A 13,111-nucleotide genomic window follows, 5' to 3' on the forward strand; every position below is an offset into this window, starting at 1 on the left:
ACAGCGATGTTCCGCCGCGCATTCTGGTTCACCACCGGCGCCGCCGCCGGCGTATGGGCCACCAACAAGGTCCACCGCAAGCTGCGCAAGCTGCAGCCCGACAGTCTCGCCGCCCAGGCCGCGGACAAGGCCGTCGAGACCGGACACCGGCTGCGCCAATTTGCATTGGACGTACGGACCGGAATGGCGGACCGTGAAGAGCAGCTGCACGACGCCCTGGGGCTCGGCGAGCCGGACGAGGTCCGCGAGCTGCCCGCACCGCGCCGCGCGGTGCTCGAACCGCAGTACCGAACCACGAGAACAACCGGACACCCCGGTCTGACCGGACCGACTGGAAAAGAGGACCACTGATGGAGTCGGCTGAAATCCGCCGCCGCTGGCTGCGCTTCTTCGAGGAGCGCGGGCACACCGTCGTGCCGTCGGCGTCGCTCATCGCGGACGACCCGACGCTGCTGCTCGTCAACGCGGGCATGGTCCCCTTCAAGCCGTACTTCCTCGGTGAGGTCAAGCCGCCCGCCCCGCGCGCCACCAGCGTGCAGAAGTGCGTGCGTACGCCGGACATCGAAGAGGTCGGCAAGACCACCCGGCACGGCACGTTCTTCCAGATGTGCGGCAACTTCTCCTTCGGCGACTACTTCAAGGAAGGCGCCATCAAGTACGCCTGGGAGCTGCTGACCGGCTCCCAGGCCGACGGTGGCTACGGCCTCGACCCGGAGAAGCTCTGGATCACCGTCTACCTCGACGACGACGAGGCCGAGCGCATCTGGCACGAGGTCGTCGGGGTGCCCAAGGAGCGCATCCAGCGCCTGGGCAAGAAGGAGAACTACTGGTCCATGGGCGTCCCGGGCCCCTGCGGACCGTGCTCCGAGATCAACTACGACCGCGGCCCCGAGTTCGGCATCGAGGGCGGCCCGGCCGTCAACGACGAGCGGTATGTGGAGATCTGGAACCTGGTCTTCATGCAGTACGAGCGCGGCGCGGGCACGAGCAAGGAGGACTTCGAGATCCTCGGCGAGCTGCCCAGCAAGAACATCGACACCGGCCTCGGTCTTGAGCGCCTGGCGATGATCCTGCAGGACGTGCCGAACATGTACGAGACGGACACCCTGCGTGTCGTCATCGACAAGGCCACCGAGCTCTCCGGTGTGCGCTACGGCGACTCCGACGCCACCGATGTCTCGCTCCGCGTCGTCGCCGACCACATCCGTACGTCCACGATGCTCATCGGCGACGGCGTCACCCCCGGCAACGAGGGCCGTGGCTACGTCCTGCGCCGCATCATGCGCCGCGCCATCCGCAACATGCGGCTGCTGGGCGCCAGCGGGCTGGTCGTCGGCGAGCTGCTGGACGTGGTCATCAAGACCATGGGCCAGCAGTACCCGGAGCTGCTGGAGGACCGCCGCCGCATCGAGACGGTCGCCCTCGCCGAGGAGGCCGCCTTCGTCAAGACGCTGAAGGCCGGCACCAACATCCTCGACACCGCCGTGACGGACACCAAGTCCGCCGGCTCCACGGTCCTGCCCGGCGACAAGGCCTTCCTGCTCCACGACACCTGGGGCTTCCCGATCGACCTCACCCTCGAAATGGCCGCAGAACAGGGCCTGTCGGTGGACGAGGACGGCTTCCGCCGCCTGATGAAGGAGCAGCGGGAGCGCGCCAAGGCCGACGCCCAGGCCAAGAAGAGCGGCCACGCCGACCTGTCGGCCTACCGCGAGGTCGCCGACAAGTCCGGCAGCACGGAGTTCACCGGCTACAGCGCCACCGAGGGCGAGTCCACCGTCGTCGGCCTCCTGGTCAACGGCGCCCCGGCCCCCGCCGCCCACGAGGGCGACGAGGTCGAGGTCGTGCTGGACCGCACCCCGTTCTACGCCGAGGGCGGCGGCCAGCTCGCCGACAGCGGCAAGATCAAGCTGGACTCCGGCGCCGTCGTCGAGGTCCGTGACGTCCAGCAGCCGGTGCCCGGTGTCACGGTCCACAAGGGCGTCGTCCAGGTCGGCGAGGTGGTGCTCGGCTCCGCCGCGTACGCCACCATCGACGTCACCCGTCGGCGCGCCATCGCCCGCGCCCACAGCGCCACCCACCTCACCCACCAGGCGCTGCGTGACGCTCTCGGCCCGACGGCCGCGCAGGCCGGCTCGGAGAACTCCCCGGGCCGCTTCCGCTTCGACTTCGGCTCGCCGGCCGCCGTGCCCGGCGGGGTCCTCACGGACGTCGAGCAGAAGATCAACGAGGTGCTCTCCCGTGAGCTCGATGTGCATGCCGAGGTCATGAGCATGGAGGACGCCAAGAAGCAGGGCGCCATCGCCGAATTCGGTGAGAAGTACGGCGACCGTGTCCGGGTCGTCACCATCGGCGACTTCTCCAAGGAGCTGTGCGGCGGCACCCACGTCCACAACACCGCCCAGCTGGGCCTGGTGAAGCTGCTCGGCGAATCGTCCATCGGCTCCGGTGTGCGCCGGGTCGAGGCCCTGGTCGGCGTGGACGCGTACAAGTTCCTGGCCCGTGAGCACACCGTCGTCTCGCAGCTCACCGAGCTGGTCAAGGGCCGCCCGGAGGAGCTGCCGGAGAAGATCTCCGGTGTCCTGGCCAAGCTGAAGGACGCCGAGAAGGAGATCGAGAAGTTCCGCGCCGAGAAGGTGCTGCAGGCCGCCGCGGGGCTGGCCGAGGGCGCCAAGGACGTGCGCGGGGTGGCGCTGGCCGCCGGGCAGGTCCCGGACGGCACCTCCGCCGACGATCTGCGCAAGCTGGTGCTGGACGTCCGCGGCCGGATCCAGGGTGACCGCGCCGCCGTCGTGGCGCTGTTCTCGGTCGCCAACGGCCGCCCGGTGACGGTGATCGCCACCAACGAGGCCGCCCGCGAGCGCGGCATCAAGGCCGGTGACCTGGTCCGTACCGCCGCCAAGACGCTCGGCGGCGGTGGCGGCGGCAAGCCGGACGTCGCCCAGGGCGGCGGTCAGAACCCCGCCGCGGTGCCCGAGGCCATCGAGGCCGTCGAGCGCCTCGTCGCCGAGGCGGCCTGACGCGCGTGAGTGAGATGCGACGCGGCCGGCGCATCGCCGTGGATGTCGGGGACGCCCGTATCGGGGTCGCCTCGTGCGACCCCGACGGGGTCCTCGCCACCCCCGTCGAGACCGTGCCGGGACGTGACGTTCCGTCAGCACACCGCCGGCTCAAGGCGATCATCGAGGAGTACGAGCCCCTCGAAGTCGTGGTCGGTCTGCCCCGCTCCCTCAACGGGGGAGAGGGGCCGGCCGCGGCCAAGGTCCGGGCCTTCGCCCAGGAGATGGCCAGGAACATCGCCCCCGTAGGGGTCCGGCTGGTCGATGAGCGGATGTCGACGGTCACGGCCACCCAGGGGCTGCGGGCCTCGGGGGTCCGGAGCAAGAAGGGCCGCTCGGTGGTCGACCAGGCGGCCGCGGTGGTGATCCTGCAGAGCGCGCTGGAGACCGAACGCGTCTCCGGGGAACCTCCGGGCGAGGGCGTCGAAGTGGTCATCTGATCGCGGTACGGTAACGTTCCGCGCGATGTGCGGCGTTCGAACAGCCGCGCGTGCAAGTAGAGGCGGACCTAGTTACCGCAAGCGCACTGCCAGGCCGGAGTGCACCGCCTCTTGGCTCTAGGGGATCGATGACCGAGTATGGCCGGGGCTATAGCTCCGAACCGTGGCATCCCGAGGACCCGCTCTACGGAGACCAGGGTTCCTCCAGAGGCCAGGAGCAGCAGCCTCAGTGGGACGGACAGCAGGCCCACCGGTATCCCCAGCAGGCTGACCCATATGCCCAGCAGCAGTACAACGGCGGCTGGGACGGTTCGCAGGGCGGGCAGCTGCCCTACGACCCGTACGACCCCTACGGGCAGCAGCCGCCGGCCGACCCGTACGGCGGGGGCGGACCCGACCACTACGCGGCTCCGGAGGCCTATCCGCCGCCGCAGCACCCGCATCCGCCGCAGCAGGCCCAGCAGCCCCCGCAGGGGATGCGGCAGCAACAGCAGTACCAGCAGCCGCCGCACCCCCAGCAGGGGGAGCCCTACTACGACGAGGGCACCCGCGCCGACGACGACTGGCGGGCCGGGCCGGAGCCGCATGAGCCGGAGCCGCGCGAGCCGGAGCACGCGTTCTTCGCGGACCGCGGTGAGGACGACGACCGTGACGACGCCGACCCGCGCGAGGAGCGCCGGGGCGGCCGTGAGCGGCGCGGCAAGAAGACCAAGAAGAACAAACGGCGCAGCGGTCGGGCCTGCCTGGTCGTGACCCTGTTCTTCGCCGGAGCGGTCGGCACCGTCGGCTATTTCGGCTATGACTTCATCGTGAGCCACTTCGGCTCGGCCCCCGACTACGAGGGCGACGGCACCGGCGATGTCCAGGTCGATATCCCGGAGAACTCCACGATCCTGCAAATGGGTCTGGCCCTGAAGCAGGCAGGCGTGATCAAGAGCGCCGACGCGTTCTCCGAGGCGGCCGTCGACAGCAAGAAGGACAAAATCCTGCAGCCGGGGACGTATTCCCTGCGCAAGCGCATGTCCGCGGCCTCGGCCATCGAGCTGATGGTGAACCCCAAGAGCCGCAACGGCCTCACGATCCGTGAAGGGCTGCGCTCCGCCGACGTCTACAAGCTCATCGACAAAAAGCTTCACCTCAAGACGGGCACGACCAAGGACGTCGCCGAGACCGACGCCAAGAGCCTCGGGCTGCCTTCGTGGGCCAAGGACTCCCCGAAGACAAAGGACCCGCTGGAGGGATTCCTCTACCCGTCGACCTACAGCGTCGGGGAAAAGGCCAAGCCGGCCGCGGTCCTGAAGCAGATGGTGACGCGGGCGAACCAGGTGTACGCGAGGTACGACCTGGAGGGCAATGCGCAGAAGCTGCACCTCGAATCGCCGATGCAGCTGCTCACCGTCGCCAGCCTCACCCAGGCCGAGGGCAAGTACAAGCACGACTTCGTCAAGGTCGCCCGGGTCGTCTACAACCGCCTCAAGCCGAACAACACCGAGACCTACGGTCTGCTCGATTTCGACTCGACGGTGAATTACGCCAGGTCCAAGAGCACCCTGGACACCGGATCCGTCGACGATCTGCGGCACTTCAACGATCCCTACAACACCTACAAGTTCAAGGGACTGCCGCCGGGGCCGATCGGCAACCCGGGCGAAGAGGCGCTGCGCTCGGCCATCAAGCCGGCCAAGGGCAACTGGTACTACTTCGTCTCGATCAATCCGGAAAAGACGCTGTTCGCCGAGACGAACGAGCAGCATGAACGCAACCGCCGCATTTACCTCAAGGAACAAGAGAAGAACAAGTAATGAGCGCCACCCGTCGGGCTGCGGTACTCGGCTCCCCGATCGCCCACTCCCTCTCCCCGGTACTTCACCGCGCCGCCTACGCGGAACTGGGGCTGGGGGACTGGGCGTACGACCGCTACGAAATCGACGAGGCGGCGCTGCCCGGCTTTCTGGAAAAGCTCGGCCCCGAATGGGCGGGCCTCTCGCTGACCATGCCGCTCAAGCGCGCGGTGATTCCGCTGCTCGACGAGATCAGCGCCACCGCGGCCTCCGTCGAGGCGGTGAACACCGTCGTCCTCACCTCCGACGGCCGCCGGGCCGGTGACAACACCGATATCCCCGGCATGATCGCCGCACTGGAGGAGCGCGGGGTGCGGCAGGTCGAGAGGGCCTCGGTGCTGGGGGCCGGAGCCACCGCGTCCTCGGCGCTCGCCGCGCTCTCCCGGATCTGCACCGGCGAGGTCACCGCGTATGTCCGCAGCGCGGCGCGCGCCGACGAGATGCGCGGCTGGGGCGAGCGGCTCGGGGTCACGGTCCGCACCGCCGCCTGGGAGGACGCCGCCGCGGCCTTCGAGGCGCCGCTGACCATCGCCACCACCCCGGCGGGGACCACCGACGCCCTCGCCGCCGCCGTCCCCGACCGGCCCGGCACGCTCTTCGATGTGCTCTACGAGCCCTGGCCGACGGCGCTGGCCACGGCCTGGGCCGAGCGCTGCGGCGCCGTGGTCGGCGGCCTGGACCTCCTGGTCCACCAGGCCGTCCTCCAGGTGGAGCGGATGACGGGGTGCGCTCCGGCGCCGCTGGCCGCGATGCGCGCGGCGGGCGAGGCGGCGCTGGCGGCCCGCTGACCTCCGCACCGGGCCCGTCCGCCCGGTCCGTCCCGTTCGTCCCCGCGCGCCCGGTCCGCCCCCTGGACTGGGCGCCGGCCGTCCCGCGCGACGTGGGAGGATCAGGGGGAGACCGTACGCGGATGAGCAGTACATGAGGAGCACCGTTGAGCAGGTTGCGCTGGCTGACGGCGGGGGAGTCGCACGGCCCCGCACTCGTGGCGACGCTGGAGGGCCTTCCGGCCGGCGTGCCCATCACCACGGAGATGGTGGCGGACGCGCTGGCGCGGCGCCGGCTCGGCTATGGCCGCGGTGCCCGGATGAAGTTCGAGCAGGACCAGGTCACCTTCCTGGGCGGGGTGCGGCACGGTCTGTCGCTGGGCTCGCCCGTCGCGATCATGGTCGGCAACACCGAGTGGCCCAAGTGGGAGCAGGTGATGGCGGCCGACCCGGTGGACCCGGAGGAGCTGGCCGCGCTGGCCCGTAACGCGCCGCTGACCCGTCCCCGCCCCGGCCACGCCGATCTCGCCGGTATGCAGAAGTACGGCTTCGACGAGGCCCGCCCCATCCTGGAGCGCGCCTCCGCCCGCGAGACCGCCGCCCGGGTCGCCCTCGGCACGGTCGCCCGCTCCTTCCTCAAGGAGACGGCCGGTATCGAGATCGTCTCGCACGTGGTCGAGCTGGCCGCGGCCAAGGCCCCGTACGGCGTCCTCCCGAAGCCCTCCGACGTCGAGCGGCTGGACGCCGACCCGGTGCGCTGCCTGGACGCGGACGCGAGCGAGGCGATGGTCGCCGAGATCGACCAGGCCCACAAGGACGGCGACACCCTTGGCGGGGTCGTCGAGGTGCTGGCCTACGGTGTGCCGGTGGGCCTCGGCTCGCATGTGCACTGGGACCGCCGTCTGGACGCCCGGCTGGCCGCCGCCCTCATGGGCATCCAGGCCATCAAGGGCGTCGAGGTCGGCGACGGCTTCGACCTGGCGCGGGTGCCGGGCTCGAAGGCCCATGACGAGATCCTCTCGACCGACGACGGCATCCGCCGCAGCTCGGGCCGCTCCGGCGGCACCGAGGGCGGGCTGACGACCGGCGAGCTGCTGCGGGTGCGCGCCGCGATGAAGCCGATCGCCACGGTGCCGAAGGCGCTGGCGACCATCGATGTGAGCACCGGCGAGGCGGCCAAGGCGCACCACCAGCGCTCGGACGTCTGCGCGGTGCCGGCCGCGGGCATCGTCGCCGAGGCGATGGTGGCCCTGGTGCTGGCGGACGCGGTGGTGGAGAAGTTCGGCGGCGACAGCGTGCCGGAGACCCGCCGCAACGTGCGGACCTTCCTCGACAACCTGGCGATCAAGTGACGTCCCCGGTCGTCGTCCTGATCGGCCCGCCCGGGGCCGGCAAGTCGACGGTGGGCGCACTACTGGCCGAGCGGCTGGGCGTCGGGTACCGGGACACCGACGCCGATATCGTCGCCACGGCCGGCCGGCCGATCGCCGAGATCTTCATCGACGAGGGCGAGCCGTACTTCCGCGACCTGGAACGGGCCGCGGTACGTGACGCGCTCGACGGCCACCCGGGAGTGCTCGCGCTCGGCGGCGGCGCGATCCTCGACGAGGGCACCCGCAAGCTGCTGACCGGGCTGCCGGTGGTCTTCCTGGATGTCCAGCTCGCGGACGCCGTCAAGCGGGTGGGCCTCGACGCGCCCCGCCCGCTGCTGGCCGTCAATCCGCGCAAGCAGTGGCGCGAGCTGATGGAGCGCCGCCGTCCGCTGTACACCGAGGTCGCGCGGGCCGTGATCGACACGGCGGAGCGGACCCCCGAGCAGGTCGCCGAGGCGATTCTGGACGCGTTGGAGCCAGGCCAGGCCGCGGGAGACGCCCCGCAGGCCGCCCACAGGGAGGAACAGGCATGACGGAGCAGGCCACCCGTATCCAGGTAGGCGGCACGGCCGGCACCGATCCGTACGAGGTGCTCGTCGGGCGGCAGCTGCTCGGTGAACTGCCCGGCCTGATCGGCGACGGGGTCAAGCGGGTCGCGGTGCTGCACCCGGAGGCGCTGGCCGCCACGGGCGAGGCGCTGCGCGAGGATCTCGCCTCCCAGGGCTACGAGGCGATCGCCATCCAGCTGCCGAACGCCGAGGAGTCCAAGACCGCCGAGGTCGCGGCCTACTGCTGGAAGGCGCTCGGCCAGTCCGGCTTCACCCGCAGCGATGTGATCGTCGGGGTCGGCGGCGGTGCCACCACCGACCTGGCCGGATTCGTCGCCGCGACCTGGCTGCGCGGGGTGCGCTGGATCGCCGTACCGACCACCGTGCTCGGCATGGTGGACGCGGCCGTCGGCGGCAAGACCGGCATCAACACCGCCGAGGGCAAGAACCTCGTCGGGGCCTTCCACCCGCCGGCCGGTGTCCTCTGCGATCTGGCCGCGCTGGACTCGCTGCCGGTGCACGACTACGTCTCCGGTCTGGCCGAGGTCATCAAGGCCGGCTTCATCGCCGACCCGGCGATCCTCGACCTGATCGAGTCGGACCCGGAGGCCGCCAAACGCCCGGACGGCGCGCACACCGCCGAGCTGATCGAGCGGGCGATCCGGGTCAAGGCCGAGGTGGTCTCCGCGGACCTCAAGGAGTCCGGTCTGCGGGAGATCCTCAACTACGGCCACACCCTGGCGCACGCCATCGAGAAGAACGAGCGCTACAACTGGCGGCACGGCGCGGCCGTCTCCGTCGGCATGGTCTTCGCCGCCGAACTCGGCCGGATCGCCGGCCGCCTGGACGACGCCACCGCCGACCGGCACCGCTCCGTCCTGGAGGCCGTCGGGCTGCCGCTGACCTACCGGGGCGACCAGTGGCCCAAGCTGCTGGAGACCATGAAGGTCGACAAGAAGTCCCGCGGCGACCGGCTGCGCTTCATCGTCCTGGACGGCCTGGCCAAGCCGACCGTCCTGGAGGGCCCGGACCCGGCCATGCTGCTCGCCGCGCACGCGGAGATCGCGGCATGAGTGCGCAGCCCCGTCGGGTGCTCGTCCTCAACGGGCCCAACCTCGGCCGGCTGGGCTCCCGTGAGCCGGACGTCTACGGCGCCACCTCCTACAGCGGACTGGTCGAGGAGTGCACCAGGCTCGGCAAGGAGCTGGGGTTCGCGGCCGAGGTACGGGAGACCAACGACGAGGGGGAGATGATCCGCTGGCTGCACGAGGCGGCCGACGGATCGATTCCGGTCATCATCAACCCCGGTGCCTTCACGCACTATTCGTACGGCATGCGGGACGCGGCCGCCCAGCGCACCGCCCCGCTGATCGAGGTGCATATCTCCAACCCGTACGCCCGCGAGGAGTTCCGCCACAATTCGGTCATCGCGGCCATCGCCAGCGGTACGGTCGCCGGCTTCGGCATCGGCTCGTACCGTCTGGCGCTCCGCGCGCTGGCCGAGGAACTGAACGGCTGACGCCCCCTCGGGCACGCCCCGGCGCCCTGGCCGTTTCCGCAGCGAGCGCCGGGGACAAGGGACCACCGGCCGCGTCCGGGAGGGTACCGTTCGCTCCAGCACCAGCCACGCCGACGGCTGTGGGACACAACGGCCCCTCCGGGCCGGTGGGTTGCCGCACGGGGCGCCGGGCAGCCGAGCCCGGTGCCCGGGGCACCACCCGGCGTGCGCCGGGGAGCACCGCACCACGTCGACCGCACGAGACGGAGAGCCACCGGATGCAGTACGCAGTGGGGGCTCCGCTGCCGCCGCCCCACGGGCAGGCATCAGGACCCGGGGCCGCCATGCACTGGACGCCCCACCCGGGAGGGCACATCCCGGCAGGGCCTACCCCCGGAGGGCACGCCCCTGGGGGGCACGCCCCGGGAGGGCACACCCCGCCCGCCTCGCCACCGGCCCCCGCCGCCCCGCCGCCGGCCGCGCAGCAGCCCGCCCCCGCCGGCCAGGGCTGGCACGCGCCCGCGCACGGGCAGGCCCCGCCCGCCCCCCAGGGCATGGACGTCACCGGCCATGTACCGCTGCCCCCGGGCGCCCCGGTGCCACTGCCCAGCCCGCCCACCGACGCCGCACCGGACGCCGCGCACACGGCCGTCGCGGTGCTGCTGATCGGCCCGGCCGGGGCCGGCAAGACCAGCGTGGCGCGCCACTGGGCCGACACTCGGCGGGTGCCGACCGCGCACATCAGCCTCGACGATGTCCGCGAATGGGTCCGGTCCGGCTTCGCCGACCCGCAGGCCGGCTGGAACGAGCACTCCGAGGCCCAGTACCGCCTCGCCCGCCGTACCTGCGGCTTCGCGGCCCGCAACTTCCTCGCCAACGGCATCTCCTGCATCCTCGACGACGCCGTCTTCCCCGACCGGCCGGTGGTCGGCCTCGGCGGCTGGAAGCGCCATGTAGGACCCGGTCTGCTGCCGATCGTGCTGCTGCCCGGCCTGGAGATCGTGCTGGAGCGCAACGCCCGGCGCAGCGGCAACCGCCGGCTCTCCGACGAAGAGGTGGCGAGGATCCACGGGCGGATGGCCGGCTGGTACGGCTCCGGCCTGCCGATCATCGACAACTCCCAGCACGACGTCGCCACGACGGTGCGGGTGCTGGACGACGTCGTCGCCCGCAGCATCGCCAGCCCGCCCAACTGGTAGACAGGACGGCACCGGTCCCCCGGGCGGCCCCGCCCGACCGGCCGCCCCGGGGGAGTCGCCGTACGCTCGTGATATGTCCGAGTTGTACGCGGCCCGACGCACGCGTCTGCGCGACCGCGTAGCCGGGCCCGGAAGTGCCGCCGCACTGATCTCGCGCCCCGCGAACGTCCGCTATCTCACCGGCTGCGCGCCGCCCGGCGCCGCGCTGCTGCTGGGACCGGCCGATGACGCGCTGCTGTGCGGCAGCCCGCTGAGCGGTGATCCCGCCGAGGGGCGTCCGGCCGAGGACGTACGGGTCTCGGTGCTGCCGACCCGTGGTGGGGACCCGGTCGTGGCGGGCGCCGACCTGGCCGCGAAGGCCGGCGCGCAGATCCTGGCCGTCGAGGAACACCACCTCACCGTCACCCGCCACCGGGCGCTCACCCAGGTCGCGCCCCGGCTGCGGCTGACGGACCTGGCCTGCGCGGTCGAGGCGCAGCGGCTGGTGAAGGACGACGACGAGATCGCCTGTCTGCGGATCGCCGCGGAGATCGCCGACCAGGCCCTGGGGGAGCTGCTGGAATCGATCCTGGTCGGCCGCACCGAGCGGCATCTCGCGCTCGAACTGGAACGCCGGCTGGTCGACCACGGCGCGGACGGGCCGGCCTTCCCCACCTCCGTCGCGACCGGCCCGAACGCCGGCCGCCCCGGGCATCTGCCCACCGACCGGCGGGTCGAGGAGGGCGACTTCCTCAGCGTCGGGCTGGGCGCCAACTACCGCGGCTACCGCTGCGAGATCGGCCGGACCTTCGTCATCGGCACCACGCCCTCGGACTGGCAGATCGAGCTGTACGATCTCGTTTTCGCAGCCCAGCGCGCCGGACGGGAGGCGCTGGCGCCGGGTGTGGAGTGCCGCGAGGTGGACCGGGTGACCCGTCATGTACTGGATGCCGCGGGGTACGGCGAGCGGCTCGGACCGTGGACCGGGCACGGTGTGGGACTCGAAATCGATGAGGACCCTCAGTTGTCCCCTGCCGCCATGGGTAAACTGGACGCTTGCGTGCCGGTCACCGTCGAGCCGGGGGTTCACATCCCGGGCCGTGGGGGTGTCCGGATCGACGACACACTCGTCGTCCGCCCCGAGGCGGACGGCGGGCCCGAGCTACTCACGATCACGACCAAGGAGCTGCTCGCACTCTGAGCCGTAGGGTTTCGGCGTGCGCCGCTCCGGGGTCCCACCACCTGCAGTCCAGGAGATTCCGCAACCGTGGCATCCACGAACGACCTCAAGAACGGCATGGTGCTCAAGCTCGAAGGCGGCCAGCTCTGGTCCGTCGTCGAGTTCCAGCACGTCAAGCCCGGCAAGGGCCCCGCCTTTGTCCGCACGAAGCTCAAGAACGTGCTGTCCGGCAAGGTGGTGGACAAGACCTTCAACGCCGGCGTGAAGGTCGAGACGGCCACCGTCGACAAGCGCGGAATGCAGTTCTCGTACATGGACGGCGACTACTTCGTCTTCATGGACATGGACACCTACGACCAGCTGCACGTCGACCGCAAGGCCGTCGGCGACGCCGCGAACTACCTCATCGAGGGCTTCGAGGCGGTCGTGGCGCAGCACGAGGGCGAGGTGCTCTACGTCGAGCTCCCCGCCGCGGTCGAGCTGATCATCAAGCACACCGAGCCCGGTGTGCAGGGCGACCGCTCCACCGGCGGCTCCAAGCCCGCCGAGCTGGAGACCGGCTACTCCATCCAGGTGCCGCTCTTCATCACCACCGGTGAGAAGATCAAGGTCGACACCCGCACGGGCGACTACCTCGGCCGGGTGAACAGCTAACCGTGGCTGCCCGCACCAAGGCCCGTAAGCGCGCCTTCCAGATACTCTTCGAGGCCGACCAGCGCGGTGCCGATGTGCAGTCCGTGCTCGCGGACTGGATGCGGCACGCCCGGACCGATCCACGCCAGCCGCCGGTGAACGAATACACCCTGGAGCTGGTCGAGGGATACGCGGACCATGTCGCCCGCATCGACGAGCTGATCTCCACCTACGCGGTCGACTGGGACCTGGACCGGATGCCGGCGGCCGACCGCAGCATCCTGCGTCTCGGCGCCTACGAACTGCTCTGGGTGGACGACACCCCGGACGCGGTGGCGATCGACGAAGCGGTGCAGCTCGCCAAGGAGTTCTCCACGGACGACTCCCCGGCCTTCGTCAACGGCCTCCTCGGCCGGCTCAAGGAGCTGAAGCCGAGCCTGCGGCGCGAGGCGTAGCAGGCGGTCGGCAGAGCGTGTGAACGGGCCCGGAGTGAGGGGTAAGGCTCCGGGCCCGTCGCATGCCCGCAGAACGCCCGCCAGCGGCCCTCGCGGGGGTGCCTCGTACGGAACCTGTGCGCACCGGCGCGTACCGCTG

13 protein-coding genes are annotated in these 13,111 nt (G+C 71.3%); all 13 read left to right on the top strand.

Translation table 11 applies throughout. The annotated features are described in order from the left end of the window. Positions 1-6: 6 nt before the first annotated feature. Positions 7-351, top strand: coding sequence for a DUF6167 family protein (locus STRTU_RS29690; RefSeq protein WP_159747899.1), 345 nt, complete (start codon positions 7-9; stop codon positions 349-351). Beyond that, a complete protein-coding gene (gene alaS, locus STRTU_RS29695; protein WP_159747901.1) occupies positions 351-3,020 on the top strand; it encodes an alanine--tRNA ligase in 2,670 nt (889 codons plus the stop codon). Before STRTU_RS29690 ends, alaS begins: the two co-directional genes overlap by 1 nt. Before the next feature lie 14 nt (positions 3,021-3,034). Next, positions 3,035-3,499, top strand: a complete 465-nt coding sequence (ruvX, locus tag STRTU_RS29700) for a Holliday junction resolvase RuvX (RefSeq protein WP_159749676.1) — start codon at positions 3,035-3,037, stop codon at positions 3,497-3,499. A gap of 128 nt (positions 3,500-3,627) precedes the next feature. Further along, on the top strand, positions 3,628-5,301 hold the full coding sequence (gene mltG / locus STRTU_RS29705; protein ID WP_159747903.1) for an endolytic transglycosylase MltG: 1,674 nt from the start codon (positions 3,628-3,630) through the stop codon (positions 5,299-5,301). After that, positions 5,301-6,128, top strand: coding sequence for a shikimate dehydrogenase (locus tag STRTU_RS29710; protein WP_159747905.1), 828 nt, complete (start codon positions 5,301-5,303; stop codon positions 6,126-6,128). Before mltG ends, STRTU_RS29710 begins: the two co-directional genes overlap by 1 nt. A 146-nt stretch (positions 6,129-6,274) precedes the next feature. Next, complete coding sequence (gene aroC, locus STRTU_RS29715) at positions 6,275-7,459, top strand: chorismate synthase (protein ID WP_159747907.1); 1,185 nt, start codon at positions 6,275-6,277, stop codon at positions 7,457-7,459. After that, entirely contained in the window at positions 7,456-8,013 is a 558-nt protein-coding gene (locus STRTU_RS29720) for a shikimate kinase (protein WP_159747909.1), read from the top strand. Before aroC ends, STRTU_RS29720 begins: the two co-directional genes overlap by 4 nt. Next, complete coding sequence (aroB, locus tag STRTU_RS29725) at positions 8,010-9,101, top strand: 3-dehydroquinate synthase (RefSeq protein ID WP_159747911.1); 1,092 nt, start codon at positions 8,010-8,012, stop codon at positions 9,099-9,101. The genes STRTU_RS29720 and aroB overlap by 4 nt, the downstream gene beginning before the upstream one ends. Next, complete coding sequence (gene aroQ, locus STRTU_RS29730; RefSeq protein ID WP_159747913.1) at positions 9,098-9,547, top strand: type II 3-dehydroquinate dehydratase; 450 nt, start codon at positions 9,098-9,100, stop codon at positions 9,545-9,547. The genes aroB and aroQ overlap by 4 nt, the downstream gene beginning before the upstream one ends. A 257-nt stretch (positions 9,548-9,804) precedes the next feature. Then, positions 9,805-10,725: a Pro-rich N-terminal domain-containing protein gene (locus STRTU_RS29735; protein WP_159747915.1), complete on the top strand. Its 921-nt coding sequence runs from the start codon at positions 9,805-9,807 to the stop codon at positions 10,723-10,725. A 73-nt stretch (positions 10,726-10,798) separates the two neighbouring features. Further along, entirely contained in the window at positions 10,799-11,905 is a 1,107-nt protein-coding gene (locus STRTU_RS29740) for an aminopeptidase P family protein (protein WP_159747917.1), read from the top strand. A 66-nt stretch (positions 11,906-11,971) separates the two neighbouring features. Next, the gene (gene efp / locus STRTU_RS29745; protein WP_159747919.1) at positions 11,972-12,538 is read left to right on the top strand and encodes an elongation factor P; all 567 of its coding nucleotides are present in this window, start codon (positions 11,972-11,974) and stop codon (positions 12,536-12,538) included. A gap of 2 nt (positions 12,539-12,540) precedes the next feature. Then, a complete protein-coding gene (gene nusB, locus STRTU_RS29750; protein ID WP_159747921.1) occupies positions 12,541-12,972 on the top strand; it encodes a transcription antitermination factor NusB in 432 nt (143 codons plus the stop codon). The last annotated feature ends 139 nt before the right edge of the window (positions 12,973-13,111 follow it).

This window comes from Streptomyces tubercidicus (assembly GCF_027497495.1).
Lineage (GTDB): Bacteria > Actinomycetota > Actinomycetes > Streptomycetales > Streptomycetaceae > Streptomyces > Streptomyces tubercidicus.